This window comes from Gandjariella thermophila (genome assembly GCF_005405885.1).
GTDB lineage: Bacteria > Actinomycetota > Actinomycetes > Mycobacteriales > Pseudonocardiaceae > Gandjariella > Gandjariella thermophila.
Genome location: NZ_BJFL01000007.1, coordinates 24581 through 47478, shown reverse-complemented (window position 1 = coordinate 47478; position 22898 = coordinate 24581). Strand labels below are relative to the sequence as shown.

23 protein-coding genes and 1 pseudogene are annotated in these 22898 nt (G+C 72.8%); 14 read left to right on the top strand and 10 right to left on the bottom strand.

Translation table 11 applies throughout. The features are described from left to right. Positions 1-7: 7 nt before the first annotated feature. The gene (dapF, locus tag FFT21_RS09630; protein ID WP_137813453.1) at positions 8-850 is read left to right on the top strand and encodes a diaminopimelate epimerase; all 843 of its coding nucleotides are present in this window, start codon (positions 8-10) and stop codon (positions 848-850) included. 33 nt (positions 851-883) lie between these two features. Here dapF and FFT21_RS09625 read toward each other — a convergent pair whose 3' ends face one another. Then, the gene (locus FFT21_RS09625) at positions 884-1771 is read right to left on the bottom strand and encodes an SMP-30/gluconolactonase/LRE family protein (protein WP_137813452.1); all 888 of its coding nucleotides are present in this window, start codon (positions 1769-1771) and stop codon (positions 884-886) included. Positions 1772-2062: 291 nt separating this feature from the next. On the opposite strand from FFT21_RS09625, the gene hflX reads away from it, so the two are divergent. Further along, positions 2063-3499 carry a GTPase HflX gene (gene hflX / locus FFT21_RS09620; RefSeq protein ID WP_137813451.1) on the top strand — a complete coding sequence of 479 codons (1437 nt, stop codon included), beginning with the start codon at positions 2063-2065 and terminating at the stop codon, positions 3497-3499. 137 nt (positions 3500-3636) lie between these two features. Beyond that, the gene (gene tatA / locus FFT21_RS09615) at positions 3637-4026 is read left to right on the top strand and encodes a Sec-independent protein translocase subunit TatA (RefSeq protein WP_137813450.1); all 390 of its coding nucleotides are present in this window, start codon (positions 3637-3639) and stop codon (positions 4024-4026) included. 144 nt (positions 4027-4170) lie between these two features. On the opposite strand, the gene lexA is transcribed toward tatA, so the two are convergent. After that, positions 4171-4860 (bottom strand): transcriptional repressor LexA, encoded by a 690-nt coding sequence (gene lexA / locus FFT21_RS09610; protein ID WP_137813591.1) that lies wholly within the window; start codon positions 4858-4860, stop codon positions 4171-4173. 290 nt (positions 4861-5150) lie between these two features. Here lexA and FFT21_RS09605 point away from each other — a divergent pair, with 290 nt between their 5' ends. From FFT21_RS09605 to FFT21_RS29670, 4 genes and pseudogenes are all read left to right on the top strand, one after another. Further along, positions 5151-5513: a hypothetical protein gene (locus tag FFT21_RS09605; protein WP_137813449.1), complete on the top strand. Its 363-nt coding sequence runs from the start codon at positions 5151-5153 to the stop codon at positions 5511-5513. 443 nt (positions 5514-5956) lie between these two features. After that, positions 5957-6529 (top strand): transcriptional regulator NrdR, encoded by a 573-nt coding sequence (gene nrdR, locus FFT21_RS09600; protein WP_137813590.1) that lies wholly within the window; start codon positions 5957-5959, stop codon positions 6527-6529. A gap of 180 nt (positions 6530-6709) precedes the next feature. Then, a complete protein-coding gene (locus tag FFT21_RS09595; RefSeq protein ID WP_137813448.1) occupies positions 6710-9583 on the top strand; it encodes a vitamin B12-dependent ribonucleotide reductase in 2874 nt (957 codons plus the stop codon). A 374-nt stretch (positions 9584-9957) separates the two neighbouring features. Further along, a pseudogene (locus FFT21_RS29670) lies at positions 9958-10215 on the top strand (hypothetical protein); the annotation flags it as partial. Here FFT21_RS29670 and FFT21_RS30265 read toward each other — a convergent pair. Continuing rightward, entirely contained in the window at positions 10149-10439 is a 291-nt protein-coding gene (locus tag FFT21_RS30265) for a hypothetical protein (protein WP_264081637.1), read from the bottom strand. The pseudogene FFT21_RS29670 and the gene FFT21_RS30265 sit on opposite strands and share 67 nt — an antisense overlap. A gap of 76 nt (positions 10440-10515) precedes the next feature. On the opposite strand from FFT21_RS30265, the gene FFT21_RS30260 reads away from it, so the two are divergent. The 3 genes from FFT21_RS30260 (at position 10516) to FFT21_RS09580 (ending at position 12453) form a co-directional block, all read left to right on the top strand. After that, complete coding sequence (locus FFT21_RS30260; RefSeq protein WP_264081636.1) at positions 10516-10647, top strand: hypothetical protein; 132 nt, start codon at positions 10516-10518, stop codon at positions 10645-10647. A gap of 232 nt (positions 10648-10879) precedes the next feature. Beyond that, positions 10880-11311: a CBS domain-containing protein gene (locus tag FFT21_RS09585; protein WP_137813447.1), complete on the top strand. Its 432-nt coding sequence runs from the start codon at positions 10880-10882 to the stop codon at positions 11309-11311. Positions 11312-11541: 230 nt separating this feature from the next. Next, a complete protein-coding gene (locus FFT21_RS09580) occupies positions 11542-12453 on the top strand; it encodes a TIGR03619 family F420-dependent LLM class oxidoreductase (RefSeq protein WP_137813446.1) in 912 nt (303 codons plus the stop codon). A gap of 34 nt (positions 12454-12487) precedes the next feature. Here FFT21_RS09580 and FFT21_RS09575 read toward each other — a convergent pair whose 3' ends face one another. After that, positions 12488-13072, bottom strand: coding sequence for a TetR family transcriptional regulator (locus tag FFT21_RS09575; RefSeq protein ID WP_137813445.1), 585 nt, complete (start codon positions 13070-13072; stop codon positions 12488-12490). Between the two features lie 63 nt (positions 13073-13135). Here FFT21_RS09575 and FFT21_RS09570 point away from each other — a divergent pair, with 63 nt between their 5' ends. After that, entirely contained in the window at positions 13136-13627 is a 492-nt protein-coding gene (locus FFT21_RS09570) for a GNAT family N-acetyltransferase (RefSeq protein WP_137813444.1), read from the top strand. A gap of 67 nt (positions 13628-13694) precedes the next feature. On the opposite strand, the gene FFT21_RS09565 is transcribed toward FFT21_RS09570, so the two are convergent. From FFT21_RS09565 to FFT21_RS09555, 3 genes are all read right to left on the bottom strand, one after another. Beyond that, positions 13695-14351, bottom strand: a complete 657-nt coding sequence (locus FFT21_RS09565; RefSeq protein ID WP_137813443.1) for a response regulator — start codon at positions 14349-14351, stop codon at positions 13695-13697. 154 nt (positions 14352-14505) lie between these two features. Continuing rightward, complete coding sequence (locus FFT21_RS09560; RefSeq protein ID WP_225978255.1) at positions 14506-15654, bottom strand: sensor histidine kinase; 1149 nt, start codon at positions 15652-15654, stop codon at positions 14506-14508. A 42-nt stretch (positions 15655-15696) separates the two neighbouring features. Then, positions 15697-16194: a hypothetical protein gene (locus tag FFT21_RS09555; RefSeq protein ID WP_137813442.1), complete on the bottom strand. Its 498-nt coding sequence runs from the start codon at positions 16192-16194 to the stop codon at positions 15697-15699. Between the two features lie 269 nt (positions 16195-16463). Here FFT21_RS09555 and FFT21_RS09550 point away from each other — a divergent pair, with 269 nt between their 5' ends. Then, positions 16464-17516 carry a DUF4192 domain-containing protein gene (locus tag FFT21_RS09550; RefSeq protein WP_137813441.1) on the top strand — a complete coding sequence of 351 codons (1053 nt, stop codon included), beginning with the start codon at positions 16464-16466 and terminating at the stop codon, positions 17514-17516. Between the two features lie 89 nt (positions 17517-17605). On the opposite strand, the gene galE is transcribed toward FFT21_RS09550, so the two are convergent. Genes galE through FFT21_RS09535 form a run of 3 tightly spaced genes read right to left on the bottom strand, consistent with a single transcriptional unit; the run spans position 17606 to position 20505 of the window. After that, complete coding sequence (galE, locus tag FFT21_RS09545) at positions 17606-18568, bottom strand: UDP-glucose 4-epimerase GalE (protein WP_137813440.1); 963 nt, start codon at positions 18566-18568, stop codon at positions 17606-17608. A gap of 45 nt (positions 18569-18613) precedes the next feature. Continuing rightward, positions 18614-19810, bottom strand: coding sequence for a galactokinase (gene galK, locus FFT21_RS09540; protein WP_137813439.1), 1197 nt, complete (start codon positions 19808-19810; stop codon positions 18614-18616). Continuing rightward, the gene (locus tag FFT21_RS09535; protein ID WP_137813438.1) at positions 19810-20505 is read right to left on the bottom strand and encodes an iron-dependent transcriptional repressor DtxR; all 696 of its coding nucleotides are present in this window, start codon (positions 20503-20505) and stop codon (positions 19810-19812) included. Before FFT21_RS09535 ends, galK begins: the two co-directional genes overlap by 1 nt. 121 nt (positions 20506-20626) lie before the next feature. On the opposite strand from FFT21_RS09535, the gene FFT21_RS09530 reads away from it, so the two are divergent. Continuing rightward, on the top strand, positions 20627-21478 hold the full coding sequence (locus tag FFT21_RS09530) for a sulfurtransferase (RefSeq protein WP_137813437.1): 852 nt from the start codon (positions 20627-20629) through the stop codon (positions 21476-21478). Positions 21479-21633: 155 nt separating this feature from the next. Next, on the top strand, positions 21634-22809 hold the full coding sequence (locus FFT21_RS09525) for an acetoin utilization protein AcuC (protein ID WP_137813436.1): 1176 nt from the start codon (positions 21634-21636) through the stop codon (positions 22807-22809). Positions 22810-22898: the final 89 nt, after the last annotated feature.

The window sequence follows — 22898 nt, the reverse complement described above, 5'->3', positions numbered from 1 at the left end:
TGGTGCGGTGGCCGGAGTCGAGTTCGTCAAGGGGCACGGCACGGAGAACGACTTCGTGGTGCTGCCCGACCCGGACGGCGTGCTGGAACTGACCGTCGAGCGGGTGCGCGCGCTGTGTGACCGCCGCCGCGGCCTGGGCGCCGACGGCGTGTTGCGGGTGACCCGCGCGGCGTCGGTCGCGGACGCCCCCGCGGACGTGGCCGGCGAGCGGTGGTTTATGGACTACCGCAACGCGGACGGCTCGGTGGCCGAGATGTGCGGCAACGGGGTGCGCGTGTTCGCCAGGTACCTGCTGGACGCCGGCCTGGTCGAGCCGGGCGACCTGGTGGTCGGCACCCGGGCCGGGGAGCGCCCGGTCACCACGCATGAGGACGGCACGGTGACCGTGGACATGGGACCGGCCAAGGTGTTCGGGCACTCCACCGCCACCGTGGGCGGCCGGGCGTTCGACGGCGTCGCCGTGGACGTGGGCAACCCGCACCTGGCCTGCCTGGTCGACGGATCGGTGGACGACCTGGACCTGACCGTGCCGCCCGGTTACGACCCGGTGCTGTTCCCGCACGGGGTCAACGTCGAGTTCGTCCAGCCGGTCGGCGCCGGCATGCTGCGCATGCGGGTGCACGAGCGCGGCGTGGGGGAGACCCGGTCCTGCGGGACCGGCACGGTCGCCGCGGTGGCCGCCGTGCTCGACCTCGGTGGCCAGGCCGGCGGGGAGTGCATCGTGGACGTGCCCGGCGGCCGGGTGCGGGTGCGCGTCGACGAGCACACCAGCACGCTCACCGGTCCTGCGGTGCTCCTCGCCCGTGGCGAGCTGGACGCGGCGTGGTGGGAGGCGCTGGGCGGCGAGTAGGCGCGGCCCCGCGCTCGTGGCTCACGGCCGTGGTCAGCCCGTCCCGGGCACGGCGACTTGGACGGCCTCCAGCCGGCCGAGCCGCTCCACGGCCACCTCGCCGGGCATCGAACTGGGCGCGGTGCAGCAGACCAGGGTGCGGCGGTCGGCGCCGCTGAGCGCCACGGCGAAGCACGGCTGGCTGGTCTCCACCGCGTCGGTCACCGTGCCGCCCTCGGTCACCCGGTATGCCCGGTTCTGCAGCGCCGTGGCCACCCAGATGCCGCCGTCGGCGTCCACGCACGTGCCGTCCGGGACGATCGACTGCGGCCGCAGGTCGGCCCACACCCGCTGGCCGTGCAGGGTGCCGTCGGCGGCGATGTCGAACGCGGTCAGCCGCAGGCCCAGCGACTCGGCGACCACCAGCGTGGTCCCGCCCAGCAGCACCGTGCCGTTCGGGAACTTCAGGTTCTCGGCTACCACACGCACCTCGCCGTCCGGCCGGACCAGCGCGAGTGCCGCCCCCGGCGGGTCGGCGTCCGGCGCGAGCAGCGCCTCGGTGCCCTGCTCGGCGAGCCTGGCGTGCAGGTCGAAGCCGAAGTTGCCGATGTAGGCGCGGCCCCGCGGGTCGACGAGCATGTCGTTGGCGTGGAAGGTGGCGACGGTGGACAGGTCAGCGTGCCGCACCAGCCGCCCGTCCGACTCCAACCGCCACACCGCCCGGTCGAGCATGGACACCACGAGCAGCCGGCCGTCCGGCAGCCAGCCGAGACCCGAGGGCTGGCCGGGCACCTGGCAGATCCGCTCCCGCGCGCCGGTAGCCAGGTCGAGCGCGAGCACCTCGTGCGCGTAGAAGTCGGACAGGTACAGCCGGCCGTCCGGGCCATGCCTCGGTCCCTCGCCGAAGTACAGCCCGTCGAGCAGGACCTCGGTGTGCAGCACGCGGTCGCCTCCCCGGTCGGCGTCGGTGGCGCCGCGACGCTATCCGCTCTTCCGGGGCAACCGGCACCACCAAGACGGTGATGATCGGGTAGGCGAAATGTCAGCCGGGGCCACGGTCGTACCGCGGTGGCCGGGCCGCGGTCGCCTCGCGGGCGCGGCGGCGGGAGCGGCGCCCGGAACTGGCGGAGGTGGGAACGAACGGACCCCCGCGTGGCGTTGACCCGTGGTGAGTAGCCCATCGCGGGAAACCCGCTCGGCAGAAGCGGCCGCGAGTGGGACGATGGAAGGAGTATGAGCGAATTTCCCATCAGCCCCGACGACGGCATCGAACCGCAGCCTTCGACGGGAGAGTTCGAACTCGCCGACCGTAGCGCGTTGCGCCGGGTCGCGGGCCTGTCCACCGAGCTTGCCGACATCACCGAGGTCGAGTACCGGCAGCTTCGGCTGGAGCGTGTGGTCCTGGTCGGGGTGTGGACCGAGGGCACCGCGGAGGAGTCCGACGCGTCGCTTGCCGAGCTGGCCAGGCTTGCCGAGACCGCCGGCTCGCGGGTGCTGGAGGGCCTGGTGCAGCGGCGCGACCGGCCGGACCCGGCCACGTACGTGGGCTCCGGCAAGGTCCGCGAGCTGCGGGACGTGGTTGTTGCCCTGGGCGCTGACACCGTGATCTGCGACGGTGAGCTGTCTCCCGGCCAGCTCCGCCAGCTCGAGGAGAAGCTCAAGGTCAAGGTGATCGACCGGACCGCGCTGATCCTGGACATCTTCGCCCAGCACGCGAAGTCCAAGGAGGGCAAGGCGCAGGTTGAGTTGGCCCAGCTGCAGTACCTGCTGCCGCGGCTGCGTGGTTGGGGCCAGGCGATGTCCCGGCAGGCCGGTGGCCGGGTCGCCGGGGGTGGCGGCATCGGCGCCCGCGGTCCCGGTGAGACCAAGCTGGAGACCGACCGGCGGCGGATCCACAAGCGGATCGCGAAGCTGCGCCGGGAGATCGCGGCGATGGGCACGGTCCGGGAGACCAAGCGGGTGCGCCGGATGGCCAACGCGGTACCCAGCGTGGCGTTCGCCGGCTACACCAACGCCGGGAAGTCGAGCCTGCTCAACGTGTTGACCGGCGCCGGCGTGCTGATCGAGGACGCCCTGTTCGCCACCCTCGACCCGACCACCCGCCGCACGGTCACCCCGGACGGGCTGCCCTACACGCTCACCGACACGGTCGGGTTCGTCCGGCACCTGCCGCACCAGCTGGTCGAGGCGTTCCGCTCGACGCTGGAGGAGGTCGCGGACGCCGACCTGATCCTGCACGTCGTCGACGGCGCGGACCCGATGCCGGAGCGGCAGGTGAACGCGGTGCGCGAGGTGCTGGCCGAGATCGGCGAGCAGCACACCGGGCAGATGCCGCCCGAGCTGCTGGTGGTCAACAAGATCGACGCCGCGGACGACGTGACCAGGGCCCGGCTGCGGCACCTGTTCCCGGACGCGGTGTTCGTCTCGGCGAAGACCCGCACCGGTGTCAGCGAGCTGCGCCGACGCATCGCCGAACTGCTGCCGGCGCCGGACGTGCTGGTCAACGTGCTGGTGCCGTACACGAAGGGCGAACTGGTGTCCCGGGTGCACGGCGAGGGCGAGGTGCTGACCCAGGAGTACACCGCGGAGGGCACCCAGCTCAGCGCCCTGGTGCGCCCGGACCTGGCCGGCCTGCTCGAACGTTTCGGGCGGGACGGCAGCCCGGCGTGATACCGGTCGATGCCCTGCCGCGTTACGGTGGTGTCAGCGCCTGTTCCTGAGGCCGTACCGTGTTCCCGCGGTCGTCATCGCAGGTCCGCCGGCTACCGGGGCAGGCTCTGAGGAGTCCACTGGGCAGGAGGAAACTGATGGGCGAGTTCAGCCCGTGGCACTGGGCCCTGGTGGCTCTGGTGTTCGTTCTGCTGTTCGGGGCGAGGCGGTTGCCGGACGCGGCTCGTGGCATCGGGCGGTCGCTGCGCATCTTCAAGGCGGAGATGCGCGCGGAGGATCACGAGTCCGAATCCAAGTCGGATTCCAAGCCCGCCGGAGAGCCGTCCGCACCTCCGCAGGTAACCGCGGGACCGAGCACGCCGCCGGAGGGCTCGGAGCCGCCGCGACCGGCGCCGGAGTCGGCACGGCAGGGCCCCGAGCCGGCACAGCCCGCCGAGGCGACACGGCCGCCGGAGTCGGCACGGGCCTCTGAGTCGGCGCGGCCGGCGCAGAACACGGCGGAACCGAACCGCCCCTCCGCACGCTGACCGTCCGGGCACCGACCAGCCGGTGGCACAGCCGCGCCGGCTGGCTGGTCGAGTAGGCGGTAGTCACGATCGAGGTGCGGCCACGGCCGCACCGCCAGGCGGCGCAGCGCGGCACCGAGAGGCGCAACGCTGCGCACGCCGGGTTCACAGTCGCCGCAACACCGCCACCACCTTGCCGAGCACGGTGGCCTCGTCGCCGAGGATCGGCTCGTAGGCCGGGTTGTGCGGCATCAGCCAGACATGCCCGTCTCGGCGCTTGAATGTCTTGACGGTCGCCTCGCCGTCGATCATCGCGGCCACCACGTCGCCGTTGTCGGCGGTGGGCTGCTGCCGGACCACCACCCAGTCGCCGTCGGTGATCGCCGCGTCGACCATGGAGTCACCGGCCACCCTGAGCAGGAACAGCTCTCCGTGGCCGACGATCTCCTTCGGCAGCGGAAAGACCTCCTCGATGTTCTGCTCGGCGAGGATCGGGCCACCGGCGGCGATGCGACCCACCAGCGGCACGTAGGCGGGTTCGGGCTGGTCCGTGCCGGACGGCTCGGCCGCAACCTCGACATCGGGCGGCAACATGCCCACCGCGCGGGGGCGGTTCGGGTCACGGCGGAGGTAGCCCTTGCGCTCCAGGGCCCGCAGCTGGTGGGCCACCGAGGATGTCGAGGTGAGCCCGACCGCCTCGCCGATCTCCCGCACGCTGGGCGGGTAGCCGTGCCGGTCCAGCCAGCTACGGATCACTTCCAGCACGCGGCGCTGGCGGGGTGTCAGGGCGGTGCCTTCGCCGCCGTCGGCCGGCTCCGGCAGGGCGCGGACATCGGTGCCGAGTTCCTTGCTGATCTCTGCCGCGGTCGGCCGTCCCGGGCCACGCCTGCCCGTTCGCGTCTCGATGTGGTCCCCCGTGCGTGCCACCGTGTTGCCTCCTTCGCCGGACCAGGCCGTGGGCCGGCATCCGATCTTCACCGAAGACGCTAGTCCGATTCGACCGCCAGATCAAACACCTGTTCGAAGGATTCGGTCCCGGGGTCTCGACTTCCCTGACGGTGGGTGGTAGACATTCGCACGGGCGTTCGATCGAACGGTTGTTCGAGTCGGCTGGAAGATGCTCGTTCCCCGTCACGGGAGGCGTCATGGCTGTGCTGCTGCACCGCACCCCCGGAGTCGACCAGCGCCGGGTCGCCGTGCCCGGCGGTACACCGCGACACGGCACACGGTTGGTGCTCGATGGTGCGGAGGTGTCGGCGCGGCCCGCGCGGCCGGCCGGCCGGCACCGGTACCGGGCCCCCGGTGGCCGCGCGGTGCTGGTCCGCCGCCGCCCGGAGCCGGCGCATTGCCGGATACGGCCGTCCGCCCATCCGGTTGTCTCGCTTGTCGGGATCGCCGCGCTGGCCTGCCTGGCGGTCGTGGGTCTGGGTCTGGTGGGCGCGCTGAGCGCGCCGTCCCCGGCGCCGTCCGGCCCGGCGGCCGGCGTGTCAGCCTCCTTCCGCCCGTAGGGCGGCGTTCCGGCCGGCCGCGCGGGTTCGCCGTGGCGGGGCTCGGGTGCGCTCACCGCGGTCGTGGTCTTCGGCCAGCGTTCTGCCTGCTCAGAACCTTCTTGGGTGCGGCGTTCCTTTCCCGCCCTTTCCCGCGCCGCTCGTGTCCCGCGATCCGTGGTGCTCGCGCCTCCCCGGGTCACGGCGTGGCCGGGTCGCTACGCCAGGTATTGAGGCGTGCGCCACTCGGTGAACTCGGCGCGTCGCGGCCGTGTCGGCTTGCGCCGCGCAACCCCATGGACTTAGTGTGCCGACACAACATCTAGTGGTTACACCGTTGTAGTTTGTCCACAAGTTGGGGTTGCGCGGTGGTGCTACCGGGGCGCCGCGGATAGGCTGGTGCTCGTCACCCGCCGTTGTGGCAGGCCCGCGCGGTGGCATGTGCTGGGGAAGAGGTGAGCAGGGTGCGGTGCCCGTTCTGCCGCCACCCGGAGTCCCGGGTGGTCGACTCCCGGGAGGTCGAGGAGGGCCAGGCCATCCGGCGTCGGCGGTCCTGCTCGCAGTGCAGCCGCCGGTTTACCACGGTCGAGGAACCCGTGCTCGCGGTGGTCAAGCGTTCCGGAGTCACCGAACCGTTCAGCCGCGAGAAGGTGGTGCGCGGCGTGCGCCGCGCATGCCAGGGCCGCCCGGTCGACGAGGACGCCCTGCAGCAGTTGGCGCACCGGGTCGAGGAGCAGATCCGCTCCGCTGGATGTGCCGAGATCCCGAGCCACGAGGTGGGGCTGGCCATCCTCGGCCCGCTGCGTGACCTCGACGAGGTCGCCTACCTGAGGTTCGCGAGCGTGTACCGGTCGTTCTCCTCCGTCGAGGACTTCGAGAAGGAGATCGCCGGCCTGCGCGCGGCCCGCCGAGGGGACGGCGCCGAGGTCGACGGCGTCGAGCGGGCTGACAAGCCCGCGAAGGCCGACAGGCCCGCGAAGGCGGAGAAGGCCGAGAAGGCGGGTCCCGCGCGTGAACCCGCCGTCTCGGAAGGCTGAGCCGGCGCGCGGGCCACACCGCCCGCGAAGGCATGCCCGACACCACGGCGAGCGCGGACGAACACACAACGGACCAACCGATCCACGCAGATGTCAGGCAGGTCGGCTGGACCGAACCGGACGGGGAGCCCGGACGGGGCCGAGCGACACGAGCGAGCAACCGAGGAGAGGGACGAGGCTATGACGGAGACCGTCGGAACCCCGGCCGCGGGTGGTGCGGCGGAGTCCGGGTCGGGCACGAAGAACGCCGCCAGGCGGCGGGGTGGCAAGGGGGCGCCCGGCCTGCGGATCACTCGCGTGTTCACCACCGAGGGCGTGCACCCGTACGACGAGGTGACCTGGGAGCGTCGGGACGTCGTGATGACGAACTGGCGGGACGGCTCGGTCAACTTCGAGCAGCGCGGTGTCGAGTTCCCCGAGTTCTGGTCGATGAACGCGACGAACATCGTCACCAGCAAGTACTTCCGCGGGGCGGTGGGCACCCCGCAGCGGGAGAACAGCCTGAAGCAACTGATCGACCGGGTGGTCGGCACCTACGTCCGGGCGGGCGTGGAGCACGGCTACTTCGCCAGTGACGCCGACGCGGAGGTCTTCGAGCACGAACTCACCTGGATGCTGCTGCACCAGGTGTTCGCCTTCAACTCGCCGGTCTGGTTCAACGTCGGTACCAAGTCGCCGCAGCAGGTGTCGGCGTGCTTCATTCTCTCCGTGGACGACACCATGGAGTCCATTCTGGACTGGTACAAGGAGGAGGGGCTGATCTTCAAGGGTGGTTCCGGCGCGGGGGTGAACCTCTCCCGCATCCGGTCCTCCAAGGAGCTGCTGTCCTCGGGCGGCAACGCCTCCGGTCCGGTGTCGTTCATGCGCGGCGCGGACGCATCCGCCGGGACGATCAAGTCCGGCGGCGCGACCCGCCGGGCCGCGAAGATGGTCATCCTCGACGTCGACCACCCGGACATCGAGGAGTTCATCGAGACCAAGGCCCGTGAAGAGGAGAAGATCCGCGTTCTGCGGGACGCCGGCTTCGACATGGACTTGGGCGGCAACGACATCGCCTCGGTGCAGTACCAGAACGCGAACAACTCGGTGCGGGTCTCCGACGAGTTCATGCGCGCCGTCGAGGCGGGCGGCGAGTTCGGGTTGCGGGCCCGCACCACCGGCGAGGTGCTGGAGAAGGTCGACGCCAAGCGGCTGTTCCGCAAGATCGCCCAGGCGGCGTGGGAGTGCGCCGACCCGGGGCTGCAGTACGACGACACGATCAACGACTGGCACACCTGCCCGGAGTCCGGCCGGATCACGGCGTCCAACCCGTGCAGCGAGTACCTGCACCTGGACAACTCGAGTTGCAACCTCGCCTCGATGAACCTGATGAAGTTCCTGCGCGAGGACAACACCTTCGACGCGCAGCTGTTCGTCCGCGCGGTCGAGCTGGTCATCACCGCGATGGACATCTCGATCTGCTTCGCGGACTTCCCGACCAAGGCCATCGGCGAGACCACCCGGAAGTTCCGGCAGCTCGGCATCGGCTACGCCAACCTGGGCGCGCTGCTCATGGCCACCGGCCACGCCTACGACTCCGACGGCGGCCGCGCGCTCGCCGCGGCGATCACCTCGCTGATGACCGGCGTCGCCTACCGGCGTTCGGCCGAGCTGGCCGGCGTCGTGGGGCCGTACCAGGGCTACGCCCGCAACGCGGATGGGCACCAGCGGGTGATGCGCAAGCATGCCGCGGCCAACGACATGATCCGCACCTACCACTCCAACGACGTGGCGGTGCGCAAGGTGGCCACCGAGGAGTGGCGGAAGTGCCTGGAGATCGGCGCCGTCAACGGCTGGCGCAACGCGCAGTCCTCGGTACTCGCGCCGACGGGAACCATCGGGTTGATGATGGACTGCGACACCACCGGGGTGGAGCCGGACCTGGCGCTGGTGAAGTTCAAGAAGCTGGTCGGCGGCGGGTCCATGCAGATCGTCAACCAGACCGTGCCGCGCGCGCTGAAGTCGCTGGGCTACGTGGACGAGCAGATCGAGGCGATCGTCGACTACATCGCCGAGCACGGCCACGTGGTGGACGCCCCGGGGCTGCGTCCCGAGCACTACGAGGTGTTCGACTGCGCGATGGGGGAGCGGTCCATCCCGGCGATGGGCCACGTGCGGATGATGGCGGCGGTGCAGCCGTTCATCTCCGGCGCGATCTCCAAGACGGTGAACATGCCCGAGCAGGCCACCGTGGAGGACGTCGAGCGGATCTACTTCGAGGGCTGGAAGCTCGGCCTCAAGGCGCTGGCCATCTACCGGGACAACTGCAAGGTCGGCCAGCCGCTGTCCGCCGGGAAGACGGCCAGGAAGTCCGGCGAACCGGAGAAGGTGGTCGAGTACCGACCGGTGCGCAAGCGCCTGCCGAAGAAGCGGCCGAGCCAAACGTGGTCGTTCACGGTCGGCGGCGCGGAGGGCTACCTGCACGCCGGTTCGTACCCGGACGACGGCCTCGGCGAGATCTTCATCAAGCTCGGCAAGCAGGGTTCGACCCTGGCCGGTGTGATGGACGCGTTCTCCATGTCGATCTCGGTTGGCCTGCAGTACGGGATTCCGCTGGAGTTCTACGTCTCGAAGTTCCTCAACCAGCGCTTCGAGCCGGCCGGCATGACCGACGACCCGGACGTGCGGATCGCCACCAGCGTGCTGGACTACCTATTCCGCCGGCTGGCCCTGGACTACCTGCCCTACGAGAAGCGCGCCCAGCTCGGCATCTTCACCGCCGAGGAGCGGGCCGCGCAGGTCAACGGTGAGAACGGGCCGTCCTCCGAGGTCGACCTGGAGACGTTGCGCAGCACGGTGGACGCCTCGCCGCAGCCGGCCGCGGCCGACGAACCCGGCCGGCGACCGGGCCAGACGATCAGCCCGGAACGGGTGGGTAGCTCCACCGAACTGCTCGAACTGCGGCACGGCAAGGCCGCGGACGCGCCGCTGTGCATGACCTGCGGCACCAAGATGCGGCCCGCCGGCTCCTGCTACGTCTGCGAGGGCTGCGGCTCCACCTCCGGCTGCAGCTGATTCCCGGCCCAGCCGGGCCGGAAGGTGGTTCTTGAGCACGCGGGGAGCCGACGGCGGCGTTGGCTCCCCGCTGGTGTCCTGCCGGAGACCCGGACCAGGCGGTCCGGACATCATTCGCGAGATCAGTGACGGTCGAGTCCCGGAATGGGCGCCCTGCGCCAGCATCCCGGGCCGCGGAGGGCATACCTGTCGGGCGGGGACCCGGCGGCGGCGCTAACTTCCCGCCGCGGCAGGCCACACCGACCGGGCGCACCGGTGCGGAGGTCAGCCGGGACGGGTCCTGCGCCGCCGCGCGCGGTCGGAAATCCGGGTGCGGTGCCCGCCAGGGCACGGATATGGTCGCGGCACTCTGATCGGATCGCGCCCGAGGAACCATGCCGCAGAACGGGAGCGGCACCGCGTGGTGTCACGGAGGGGCGGCACAGTTGATCCTGCCCTTCCGGAGGTGCCAACGTGATGAAGATCGGTCTCGGCATGCCCGTCGACGAGCCGGAGGCGCTGCTGTCCTGGGCGGCCGCGCGGAAGCGGGTCCATTCAGCACGCTCGCCCTGCTCGACCGGCTCGTCTACCACAACCCCGAACCGCTGGTGACCCTGGCGAGCATCGCCGGTGCCACGTCCCGCATCCGGGTGCAGACCGAGGTGCTGCTCGCCCCGCTGCGCGACCCGGTGCTGCTGGCGAAGCAGAGCGCGCGACCGCGCGGGTGGCCCGCTGGGGCGACGGTTTCATCGGCGCCGCCCCGCCGAGCTACCTGGAACGGCTGTTCGACCAGGTCCGCGGTCAGTGGGCGGCCGCGGGACGGGCCGGCCAGCCGCGGCTGCTTGCCCAGGCGAACGTCGCGATCGGGCCGCAGCACGTGCTCGACGCGGCCCGCGACGCCATCGGCGGGTACTTACGCCTTCCTCGGCGACACCCGCGCCGTTGCCGACGGGATGCTGGACAGCGCGGCGGCGGTGCGCCGAGCGATCGCGCAGTTCGCCGCGCTCGGCGCGGACGAGGTGATCCTGTACTGCTGGGCGACGGACGTCGACCAGGTCGACCGGCTTGCCGACCTGGTCGGCTGACCCGGCGCTACGGGGCGAAAGTCCTGACCGCCGACCGGAAATCACCCCGAGATTCCGCGGTACCGGAAGGGTTGCTCGATCCAGAATGGCGCGGTGTCACCGATCACTAGCGGCAGTTGCTCCGTACGTGTTCATCGTGGCGGCAATCCGCTCGCGCCCTTCCGTAACCGTGCCCGGGCAACTAGCCTCCGACAAAAGGTCACCGGCCGGCAGCGGATGGGAGGCGCCCATCATGCGGATCGCGGACGTGTTGCGGCGAAAAGGTTCGGCGGTCGTCACGGTGGAACCGTCGGCGACGGTGACCGAGTTGCTCGGGCTGCTGGCCGAGCACAACGTGGGCGCGCTGGTCGTGCTCGACGGCGAGCGGGTGGTCGGCATCGTCTCGGAACGTGACGTCGTGCGGCGGCTGCACGAGCGCGGTGCGCGGCTGCTCGACCAGTCGGTGTCGAAGATCATGACCGCCGCGGTGGTCACCTGTACCCCCGCAGACACGGTGGACCGGCTCACCGTGATGATGACGGAGAACCGCATTCGGCATGTGCCCGTGCTGGTCGACGGGAAACTCGCCGGCATCGTCAGCATCGGGGACGTGGTCAAGAGCAGGATCAGCCAACTCGAGGACGACCAAGAGCTTCTCGAGTCGTACATCGCACAGGCGCGCTGACCCGGATTCTGCCGGACCATTCTCCGCCCATTCCGGCGTGGAAGGGGAATGCCCATTGTGCGCCGGGTGGATCATCGCGCGGCAGAACACCGGTCCGGCCGGGCTTGGCGGTGCTCCCGACGAGCCGGCCGTGCTGGTGGGGCCCGCGCCGTCGGCGCTGTGACCGCTGCCGCCTGCTCGAACAACGCCAGCGAATGCGAGGGTCTCGGGTGATGTCGTAGCGTTCAGGTGTGGACATTGGCTTCGCCGCTCCGGTATCGGGTTCCTGGGCCACCGAGGAGAACCTGCTGCACATCGCCCAGCGGGCCGAGCAGTTCGGGTACCGCTCGCTGTGGACGTTCCAGCGCCTGCTGGCCCCGGTGGACCACTCCTGGGGCGAGACCTACCGCAGCGTGCAGGATCCGATCGTGGCGCTGGCCTACGCCGCGGCGCGCACGGAAAACATCCGGCTCGGTGTGGCCGTGCTGAACATGCCGTTTTCCAACCCGGTGCTGATGGCCAAGCAGCTGACCACGCTGGACATCCTGTCCCACGGCCGGCTCGAGGTCGGCCTGGGCAACGGCTGGTCGGACGAGGAGTACACCGCGGTCGGCGCATCCAAGCACGCCCGAGGTCGGCGGGGCGCCGAGTTCATCCGGCTGCTGCGGACACTGTGGACGGACGAGGTGGTGGCGCACGACGGCGAGTTCTACCGCGTCCCGCCGACCAGGATGGAACCCAAGCCGGTGCAGCGGCCGCACCCTCCGATCCTGCTCGGTGGTGCGGCCGAGCCGGCGCTGCGCCGCGCCGGGCGGCTCTGTGACGGCTGGGTGAGCAGCAGCCGCGCCGACCTGACCACCATCGGACAGTCGGTGGCCGCCGTGCGGGCCGCGGCCGAGGACGCCGGCCGGGACCCGGACGCCCTCCGGTTCGTCTGCCGTGGCGTGGTACGCGTCCGCCCGGCCGGCGCGGCGGACCGCAGGCCGCTCACCGGCACCCTGGACCAGATCCGCGGGGACGTCGAGGCACTGGCCGAGCAGGGCATCACCGAGGTGTTCGTGGATCTCAACTTCGACCCGGAGATCGGCTCGCCGGACGTGGATCCGGCCATGTCACTGCGCCGGGCGGACGAGGTGCTGGAGGCGCTCGCCCCCAAGGGCTGACCGGGGCCGGTCCCCGGTGCTGGCCACGGCCCCGTCACGGTCGCGGTGTGGTGAGCACGTCCAGCAGCCGGCGCAGGCCCGCGCGCAGCTCACCGTGGCCGGCCACCTCCACCGGGTCCGCGCCCAGGATGAGCCGGGTGAGCTGGGGGAGCGCGGACGCCGTCGCCACCAGCGCGAGCACCGCGTAGAGCAGCGTTTCCGGGTCCACGTCGGTGCGCACCGCGCCCCGCCGCTGGGCCTGCCGGATGGCCTCGACGCGCCGCCGGTAGTGGGCCGCGCGGTCGGACTCGTGTGGTAGCGGCGCGCTGCCGTGGTGCCGGGCCTCGGCGAGCAGCAACTGGACCAGGGTCGGGTGTTCCCGGTGGAAGTCCACCATGCGCGCCACGTACCCGCCGAGGTCGTCGGCGGCGAACGGTTCGGCCGCGGCCAGTTGCCGCATCGCCTCGTCCAGCACCGCGGTGAACAGGTCCTCTTTGTTGCCGTAGTAGTGGTACAGGCGTTCCTTGTTGGCCTCGGCGGCCGCGGCGATGCGTGCCACCCGGGCGCCCTCGAAGCCGTGCCGCGCGAACTCCTCGGCGGCCGCGCGGAGGATCCGGTTCCGGATCGGTTCGGTGCTCACCGGCCCAGCCTAGATATTCCAACCGTTTGGTTGTAGCGTTCCAACCGAACGGTTGGAGGCGCCATGGGTGAGCCAGCGATCGACGTCCGGCTGCGGGCCGGCGAACTCGGCGCGATCATCGGGCAGCACGGTCGGCTCTACCGCGCCGAGTACGGCCTCGACGAGCGGTTCGAGGCCTACGTGGCCTCCGGCGTGGCCGCCGCCGTGCTCGCCCCTTCCTGGCCGGAAACCCGGTTCTGGCTGGTGCGGGACGGTGACCGGCTGCTGGGCAGCGCCGCGGTGTGCCCGGCCGCCGAGGGTGTCGGCCAGTTCCGCTGGTTCCTGCTGGAGCCCGAGGTGCGCGGCCGCGGGTTGGGCCGGCGGCTGCTGGACGACGCGGTCGCGCACTGCCGCACGGCCGGCTACCACCGGGTGTTCCTGTGGACGATCGACCTGCTCCGCGCCGCGGCCGCGCTGTACCGCGGCGCGGGCTTCACCGAGACGGAGCGCCGGCCGCCGGCCGCACCCTGGGGCGTGACCACCTCGGAGGTGCGCTACGACCTCGTACTCCGGTGAGCTGGTCCGGAGCGTTTCGACCGTGGCGTGCCACCCTGCCTTCAGAGCCGAAGCGGTCGCGCCCGAGCTAGTCGACCAGGCCCATCCGGTAGGCGTAGGCGACTGCCTGTGCCCGGTCCCGCAGGCCCGCCTTGGCGAACAGGTGGTTGACGTGGGTCTTCACCGTCGCCTCGGTGACCACCAGCCGGCGGGCGATCTCCCCGTTGGACAGCCCCGCCGCGATCAGCCGCAGCACCTCCACCTCCCGTGGCGTGAGGCCCTCCGGCAGCTGCCCGGCCGGGCGCCGGTCGCGGGGGTCGCTCGCCGCGGCCACCAGCCGGCGCTGCACGTCGGCGTCGACCATGGACTGCCCGGCCGCGGCGGCCCGCAGCGCCCTGGCGATGGACTCGGCGTCGGCGTCCTTGGTGAGGTAGCCGCGGGCGCCGGCGCGCAGCGCGGCGAGCACCGACTCGTCGTCGGCGTAGGTGGTCAGCACGACGACCGCGGTGTCCGGGTGGTTGGCGACCACCCGCCGGGTCGCGGTGACCCCGTCGCAGCGCGGCATGCGCAGGTCCACCAGCAGCACGTCCGGCCGGTGCTCGCCGACCAGGCGCACCGCCTCCTCGCCGTCCGCGGCGGCGCCCACCACGTCGATTCGGGGGAGCAGCCCGAGCAGGGTGACCAGTCCCTCGCGAACCACGGTCTGGTCGTCGGCGACCACCACCCGCACCGGGTCCGCGGTCATGCTGCCCCCTTTCTGTGCCGCGAGTCCGCGCGCGCCCACGATCCCGTCGGCAGGGCCCGGCCCGTGACCGGCCTCGGCTTGCCGCGCACGGGCCCTGCCTCCCCGATCATGCGGCCCGGCGGCCGGAGCGCTCCCGATCACTGAAACCCCGTCCTCATGCCGGAACCACCAGCCGCACCCGCCACCCGTCGGCCACCGGTCCCGCCTCCAACTCCCCGCCCACCTGCTCGGCGCGTTCCCGCATGCCGACCAGACCGTAGCCGCCGGCCACGACGGTCGGTGCCGGCCGTCCGTCGGTGTTGGACACGGTGAGCACGACGTGCTCCGGGCGGTACTCCAGCACCACGCGGATCGTGCCGTCCGGCGCGTGCTTGCGCGCGTTGGTCAGCGCCTCCTGCGCGACCCGGTGCAGCGCCTGGGCGATCTCGGCCGGCAGCTCGCGGGGCGTGCCGTCGACGACCACGTCCGCCGCGGCGGCGCCTTCCAGACGCACCGCCGCGACCAGGTCGGCGATTCGGCGGTGCGGCGGTACGGGATCGTCGCGCAGCGCCGCGACCGCCTGCCGCGCCTCGGCGATGCCGTCGGCGGCGAGCCGCTGCGCCTGCTCGATCCGGGCCATCACCTCGGCGCTGGCACCCTCCCTGGCCAGCAACAGCCGGGCGGTCTGCAGGTTCAGCGACAGCCCGGCGAGCGAGTGGGCGAGCACGTCGTGCAGTTCCCGGGCGATCCTGGCGCGCTCGGCCAGCGCCGCGGCCCTTGCGTGCTCCTCCCGCGCCTGCTGCTCGCGGGCCAGCGCGAGCTGGGTCTGCTCGGTCCGCGCCTCCCTGCTGCGCCACACCAGCCCGCTGAGTGCCACCGCGACGGTGCCCAGCACCAGGGCGAACGCCGCGACGGCGGAGTCGTGGCGGAGCAGCACGCCCGTGATCTGCCCGGCGCAGGCGACCACCACGGTGATCGTAGCCAGGGTGTTGGTGCTGCGCCGCACCGCCCAGTGCACGCCGAGCAACGGGTTGATGAATGCGCTGCTGCCCGGCGCGGCCACGGTGAGCAGGCAACTGGTGACGACGAAGATCAGCAACCCGGTGCGGACCAGCCGGCGGGGCAGGCGGAGTTGCGGCAGCTGGCTGAGGTTGCCGAGCACGGCGAGCGCCACCAGGGCGACGAGCACCGGTTTGCCGCCGCCGAGCAGCTGCGGGCCCGGTCGGGTGACGGTGGTGAGCACCAGGACCGGCGCGGGGATCAGCCGCAGCCAGCGCGCCATGGCCGCCCAGGGGCGCGGCAGGTTGGCCGCATCTTCCAGCACGCCGCGCATCATGCCGCCGCCGGCCGGTGGCGGAACAGCCGGTCAGCGGCGTGCGGCCGGCACCGCCATCGGCACGCCCAGCCGCTGCCCGCGCCACCAGATGGCCACGTTCTGCGCGCCGATGGTCAACCCCATGCTGAGCGCGATCGATGCGCCGGCCAGCCGGTCGTCCACCCCGAGCAGGTGCCCGGCGAAGGCGAAGCCGACCCGCAGCGCGATGGTGAGCAGCCACAGCAGCAGGGTGAGCCGGGTGCCCCGCTGATACAGCGTCCCGTTCCGCTCACCGAGCGCCACGCTGGCGCCCCGGCCCAGGCCGACCAGCACCAGCAGCGCCACGTCCGCGCCGAACAGCAGCAGCGCGCCGGTAGACGCCGAGCCGAGCACGTTACCCATCCCGGCGACGCCGATCACCAGCAGCACGGCGGGCATCAGCACCAGCGACCTGGCCGTCACCGGCGAACCGGTCACCTGCCGGCCGATCACCCGCACCAGCACCAGCGCCGCGATGGCGACAGAGACCACGGCCTGCAACGCGGACACGACATCTCCCCTCTCCGCCGGCGCCGGCACGCCGCCGGCGCCTGGCGGGCAGCATGGCCGGTTGGGGGTCCGCCGCGCGTCGGCCCGTGGTTGGGTTCCGGGTGGATCGCTGTCTCCACCCCGGGGTGGAGACAGCAGGGTAGCGGGCACCCCTGACGAATTCCGGCTTCTGGCAGGCGTTCTCGCCGGGTTGTGCACAGCCGCCCCGGTTGTCCACAGCGGACGGTTCGACGCCCTCCCCGGCGGCTTCCCTGGTCGATCGTGGAGCCATGACGACGCCCTTGCGCCCCAGCATCCGGCTCCGCGACGCCGGTGACCTGATCGCCGCGGTGCCACACCTGCTCGGCTTCCACCCGATCGACTCGCTGGTGCTGGTCATCCTGCACGGCGAGGAAGCGCACCGGGTCGGGCTGACGCTGCGCACCGACCTGCCACCGCGGGAGCACCATGCCGAGGTGGTGTCCCAGTTGCTGCTGCCGGTCGACCGGCTCGACGCGACCGGAGCGTGGCTGGCCGTGATCGGCGGCGGCACGGCGGACCCGCCCGACCTCCCGCATCAGGACCTGGTCGACCTCACCGGCCGGGCACTGACCGCCCGCGGGATTCCGGTCGTCCACGCCGCGTGGGTGGCGGCCACCGTGGCCGGCGCCGCCTGGGCCTGCTACCACCCGGACCGCTGCTGCACCGGGCAGGTGCCGGACCCGGCGAGCAGCCCGCTTGCCGCGGCCACCGCGCTCGCCGGCGCGGTCACCTACGCCAGCCGGGAGGAACTGGCCGCGCAACTCGCCCCGGTCGACGGGTTGGCGCTGGCCCGCCGTTCCGCCCGGCTGGAACTGGCCGCGGAGGCCGCCGAACTGGACCGGCGGCTCGCCGGACCGGCGGCCGTCGTCCGCGATCTGGTCGCCGTGCACCAGGCGATCACCGACATGGCGAGTGGCAGGCTCGTGCTCGGCGACGAGGAGGTGGTCCGGCTGGCCGTCGCGCTGGCCGACCACCGGGTCCGCGACGCGTGCCTGGCCACCGCGGACGGTCCGCACGCGGCCGCCGCCGAGCAGTTGTGGCTCGCGCTGACCAGGGGCACCCCGGTGCCGGAACGCGCGGAACCGGCCACCCTGCTGGCCTTCGCCGCGTACCTGCGCGGGGACGGCGCGCTGGCCGGCATCGCGCTGGACACGGCCGAGGCCGCGCATCCCGGGCACCGGCTGGCCGGCCTGCTCCGCCGCGCCCTCGACGCCGGCCTGCCGCCGGCCCGGCTGGCCGTGCTCGCCGCGGACGCCGCCGCCGACGCGGAACGGCTGATCGAGGCGGGGGAATCCCGATGACCGCGGCGGCTCCCCGCATCAACCGCGGGCGGTGGTCGACCAGCCGTGGCGGGGTGGCGGTGGCGAGCCCCGGGACAGCTCGGGGCGGGTCAGACTCGCAGGGCCTGCCGGGTGAACGCCCATGCGTCGCCGACGATGTCGGCGAGGTCCGGACGCTGGGGCGTCCAGCCCAGTTCCAGGCGGGCGCGCTCGCTGGAGGCCACCAGCGCCGCCGGGTCACCCTCCCGGCGCGGCGCCACCGCGGCCGGGATCGGATGCCCGGTGACCTCGCGGCAGGTGTCGATCACCTGCTTCACCGAGAAGCCGGTGCCGTTGCCGAGGTTGTAGACGACGTGCTCGCCGGGCTTGGCGCGGTCCAGGGCGAGCAGGTGCGCGTCGGCGAGGTCGGTCACGTGGATGTAGTCCCGGACGCAGGTGCCGTCCTCGGTCGGCCAGTCGTCCCCGTAGATCTGCACCTGCTCCCGCTGCCCGAGCGCCACCTGCAAAACGATCGGGATGAGGTGGGTCTCCACCGCGTGCCGCTCGCCGAACCGCCCGTGTGCGCCGGCCACGTTGAAGTACCGCAGGCTCACCGCGGCGAGCCCGTGCGAGGCCGCGTAGCTGGCCATCGCCATGTCGATGGCGAGCTTGGTGGCGCCGTAGGTGTTGGTGGGCCGGGGCGGGGCGGTCTCCGCGATCGGCACCTCGTCGGGCTCGCCGTAGGTGGCCGCGGTGGACGAGAACACCAGCCGCGGCGTGCCGTGCTCGCGCATGGCCTCCAGCAGGCGCAGCGAGGTCACCACGTTGCCGTGCCAGTACTTGGCCGGATCCTGCATGGACTCGCCGACCAGCGACTTGGCGGCGAAGTGCAGCACCCCGTCGAAACCCTCGCCCAGCAGGGAGCCGGCCACCTCGGAGACGTCGCCCTCGACGAACCGGCAGCCCTCGGGAACCGCGTCGGCGTGCCCGGTGGACAGATCGTCCACGACCACGACCTCGTGCCCCGCCTCCACCAGCCGAGCCGCGCACACGCTGCCGACGTACCCTGCTCCGCCAGTCACGAGCAGTTTCACCGTGTTGCCTGCCTTCCTGATCGCGTGCCCACCGCGGGGCGATCGTCACTCGTCGCGGCCGGCGCCCGCCGAGGGCACCGCCGTGAACAGGCGCGGGGCGGTCAGCGAACGCCGGGCGAAGGCCGAGGACACCGCCCGGCGGACGGCGCTCTCCCGCTCCTCGGGCACCAGCGCGATCGCCGAGCCACCGAACCCGCCGCCGGTCATCCTGGCACCCAGCGCACCCGCGTCGAGCGCCGCCTCCACGGCCACGTCCAGTTCCAGGCAGGACACCCGGTAGTCGTCCCGCAAGCTGCTGTGCGAGGCGGTCAGCAGGGGGCCGGTATCGGCCAGCTGCCCGGCGCGCAGCAGGTCTACCGTGCGCAGCACCCGGTCGTTCTCCGTCACCACGTGCCGCACCAGCGGGCGCAGCGGTTCGGGCAGCGCGGCCAACGCGTCGGCGAGGCCCTCGCCGGTGACGTCCCGCAGCGCTGGAACCCCGAGCAGTTCGGCGGCGCGTTCGCAGCCCTGCCGGCGCTGCCCGTAGCCGCTCTCGCTGTGGGAATGGCTGGCGCGGGTGTCGATGACCAGCACCGCGAGCCCTCCCTGAGCGGCGTCGAACGGCACTTGCTCGGACTCGCCCGAGCGCACGTCCAGGAACAGCGCGTGCTTGGCGGTGCAGCACAGCGAGGCGGTCTGGTCCAGCAGGCCGGTCGGGGCACCGACGAAGTCGTTCTCCGAGCGCTGCACCCAGCGGGCGACCTCCAGCCGTCCGGGACCGCCGGCCGACTCGTCGGGCGTGGTTCCGGCCAGGCCGAGCAGCGCCAGCGCCACGGCGCACTGCAACGCATGCGAGGAGGACAGCCCGGCGCCCGATGGCACGTCCCCGGCCACCACCAGATCGGCTCCGCCGCTGATCCCGTGGTCACGCAGCACCCACGCCACGCCGGCCGGATACGCGGCCCAGCCGGACACCCGGCCCGGGGCCAGCTCGGCCACCCGCACCGGCTCGGCGTGCTGTGGCTTGCCGTCGTCGCCGATCGTGGTGACGGCGAGCATGCCGTCGCCGCGGGCGGCCGCGGCCACGGCGATCCGGTGCGGCAGCGCGAAGGGCAGCACGAAGCCGTCGTTGTAGTCGGTGTGCTCGCCGATCAGGTTCACCCGGCCCGGGGCGGACCACACCCCCTCGGCCGCGCGCCCATGGTGGGCGGCGAAGGCGTCGGCGGCTCGCCGCGCCGGCGACGTGCGGTGCGAAGTCCGCATCAGGGAGCGGCCACGAGGACGGCGTGGGCGACGGCCGGCGCCAGTTCCGCGGACTCGCCCTTGCCCCGGACACAGATGCGCCGGTTCGTGCCGGCCGTCGGGGTGATGTCCACGGTGTTCCCCGGCATCACGCCGATCGACTTCAACTCGGCCATCAGATCCGGGTCGAGCTGGACGTGCTCGGCGATGCGGCGCACCACCACCCGGCCGCCGCCACGGCGGGCCACCTCGTCGATGCGCACCAGGTCAGCCTCGGCGGGCGGAGCCGGTTCCCCGGCGCCGAGCTTGTCCAGCCCGGGAATCGGGTTCCCGTACGGGGAAGTGGTCGGGTGGCCGAGCAGCGTGACCAGCTTGCGCTCCACCGCCTCGCTCATCACGTGTTCCCAGCGGCACGCCTCGCTGTGCACGTGCTCCCATTCCAGGCCGATGATGTCCACCAGCAGGCGCTCGGCGAGCCGATGCTTGCGCATCACGGCGATGGCCAGTTCGCGGCCCTTCTCGGTGAGCCGCAGGTGGCGGTCTTCGGCGACCACCAGGAGCCCGTCCCGTTCCATCCGCGCCACCGTCTGGCTCACCGTGGGGCCGCTCTGCCCGAGCCGCTCGGCGATGCGCGCGCGCAGCGGCACCACACCCTCTTCCTCCAGCTCGAAGATGGTGCGGAGATACATCTCCGTGGTGTCGATGAGGTCGTTCACACCGGCTCTCCTTCGTCGCCATTGATGCTAGTCGCCGACACCGACGCGGTGCCCCACTCGGGCGGTCGGAGTCGTCCCGGGCCGGCGGCGCGGGCCGGCAGGGGCGCGGCAGGATGGAGGTATGCACCCGCTGATCAGCACCAGTGACCTGGCCCGCGCGGTCGCGGCCGGCGAGCGTCCGACCCTGCTGGACGTGCGCTGGCGGCTCGGCGGCCCACCGGGGCGGCTTGACTACGAGCGCGGCCACCTGCCCGGCGCGGTGTTCGTCGACCTGGACACCGAGCTGGCCGGCGAGCCTGGCGCCGGCGGACGGCATCCGCTGCCCGAGCCGGACACGCTGCAGGAGGTGCTGCGCCGCGCCGGGGTGCGGGCCGGCCATCCCGTGGTGGCCTACGACGCCGGTGACGGGTCCACCGCGGCGCGGGCGTGGTGGCTGCTGCGCTGGGCCGGCCACCGAAGGGTCGCGGTGCTCGACGGCGGCTACGCCGCGTGGGTCGCCGAGGGACGCCCGGTGACCACGGAGGTTCCGCATCCCGCTCCCGGGGACATCGAGGTGCGGCCCGGCGCGATGCCGGTGCTGGATGCCGACGCGGCCGCCCGGCTGGCGCGGGAGGGGTTGCTGCTGGACGCCAGGGCGCCGGAGCGCTACCGCGGCGACACCGAGCCGGTGGACCCGAGGGCCGGCCACCTGCCGGGCGCGGTGAACGCCCCGTTCAGCCAGCACATCGGCGGCGACGGCCGGTGGCGGGCGCCGGCCGAATTGGCGGAGCGGTTCGCCGCGCTGGGTGCCCGGGGCGACCGCCCGGTGGGCGCGTACTGCGGCTCCGGCGTCACCGCGACCTCCGTGGTGCTCGCCCTCGAGGTGGCCGGGGTGACCAGCGCGGAGCGGCCGGCGGCGCTGTATGCCGGATCCTGGTCGCACTGGTGCACCGATCCGGCCCGACCGCTGGCCACCGGCGACCAACCGGGCTGAGTCGCCGACCTGGCTGCGGTCGCCGACATCCGGCTGCCGCCGATGCGGCTGAGCCGTCGATATCCGGCTGCCTCAGCAGATCCGGCCGCCGCCGCCGGCGACGGTGGCCGTTCGCCCCTGGGCCGATGCGGGGTGGCGTGGCTTAGGGTGCCCGCATGGGTACGCCAGCCGCCATCGTGTGGGATTCCGCGCTCCTCGGCTACGACCTGGGCGGGGACCACCCGTTCAACCCGGTCCGGCTGGACCTCGCGGTCCGGCTGGCCCGCTCCCTGGGCGTGCTGGACGGGGTGGATCTGCTGCCCCCGGAACCCGCGGCCGACCGCGACATCGAGCGGATCCACGACCCGGGCTACCTCACCGCCGTGCAGTCCGCCCCCACCGCCGGCTGGGACATCGGGCACGGGCTCGGCACCGCGGACAACCCCGTGTTCGACCACATGCACGAGGTGAGCAGCCTGGTCGTCGGCGGCTCACTGTTGGCCGCCGCCCGGATCGCCGCTGGGGAGGTGGCCAGGGCGGTGAACATCGCCGGCGGGCTGCACCACGCCATGCGCGACCACGCGGCCGGCTTCTGCGTCTACAACGACTGCGCCGTGGCCATCTCCTGGTTGCTGGACAACGGCTTCGACCGGGTCGCCTACATCGACGTCGACGTGCACCACGGCGACGGCGTACAGGCCGCCTTCTACACCGACCCCCGGGTGCTCACCGTCTCGCTGCACCAGCACCCGATGACCCTGTGGCCGGGAACCGGCTACCCGCGCGAGGTCGGCGCCGACGGCGCGGAGGGCAGCGCGGTCAACATCCCGCTGCCGCCTGCCACCCACGACGCGGCCTGGCTACGCGCCTTCCACGCGATCGTGCCCTCGGTGCTCGCCGAGTTCCGGCCGCAGGTTCTGGTCACCCAGTGCGGCGTGGACACCCACCGGGAGGACCCGCTGGCCGACCTGTCCCTGTCCGTGGACGGCCACCTGGCCATCTTCCGGGCGCTGCGCGACCTCGCGGAACGCTACGCCGGCGGCCGGTGGCTGGTGCTCGGCGGCGGCGGATACGAGTTGGTGCGCGTGGTGCCGCGGTCCTGGGCCCACCTGCTGGCCACCGTGCTGGACCGGGACGTGGAGCCGAACACGCCGCTGCCGGCGGACTGGGTGGCGCACACGAGCCGGCTCGCGCCTCGGGTGCCGCTGCCGACATCCATGACCGACGGCGTCGATCCCGGGTTCGCCCGCTGGGACGGCACCGAGGACGAGCAGGTGGACAGCGCCATCCGGGCGGTGCGCAACGCCGTGTTCCCGCTGCACGGTCTCGATCCGGACGACCCGAGGGACTAGGGCATGGCGGCCACGGGCGGGATTCCGCCAGGCAGGACCGGCCGGGCGGCGAGGCGCCGTACCGCCGCGGCCGCGCCACGGCGGTCGCG

Coding starts and splice junctions, on each gene's coding strand:
- hflX (WP_137813451.1), top strand. CDS start 2,063: ATGAGCGAATTTCCCATCAGCCCCGACGACGGCATCGAACCGCAGCCT.
- tatA (WP_137813450.1), top strand. CDS start 3,637: ATGGGCGAGTTCAGCCCGTGGCACTGGGCCCTGGTGGCTCTGGTGTTC.
- FFT21_RS09605 (WP_137813449.1), top strand. CDS start 5,151: ATGGCTGTGCTGCTGCACCGCACCCCCGGAGTCGACCAGCGCCGGGTC.
- FFT21_RS09595 (WP_137813448.1), top strand. CDS start 6,710: ATGACGGAGACCGTCGGAACCCCGGCCGCGGGTGGTGCGGCGGAGTCC.
- FFT21_RS30260 (WP_264081636.1), top strand. CDS start 10,516: ATGCTGGACAGCGCGGCGGCGGTGCGCCGAGCGATCGCGCAGTTCGCC.
- FFT21_RS09585 (WP_137813447.1), top strand. CDS start 10,880: ATGCGGATCGCGGACGTGTTGCGGCGAAAAGGTTCGGCGGTCGTCACG.
- FFT21_RS09570 (WP_137813444.1), top strand. CDS start 13,136: ATGGGTGAGCCAGCGATCGACGTCCGGCTGCGGGCCGGCGAACTCGGC.
- FFT21_RS09565 (WP_137813443.1), bottom strand. CDS start 14,351: ATGACCGCGGACCCGGTGCGGGTGGTGGTCGCCGACGACCAGACCGTG.
- FFT21_RS09550 (WP_137813441.1), top strand. CDS start 16,464: ATGACGACGCCCTTGCGCCCCAGCATCCGGCTCCGCGACGCCGGTGAC.
- galK (WP_137813439.1), bottom strand. CDS start 19,810: ATGCGGACTTCGCACCGCACGTCGCCGGCGCGGCGAGCCGCCGACGCC.
- FFT21_RS09530 (WP_137813437.1), top strand. CDS start 20,627: ATGCACCCGCTGATCAGCACCAGTGACCTGGCCCGCGCGGTCGCGGCC.
- FFT21_RS09525 (WP_137813436.1), top strand. CDS start 21,634: ATGGGTACGCCAGCCGCCATCGTGTGGGATTCCGCGCTCCTCGGCTAC.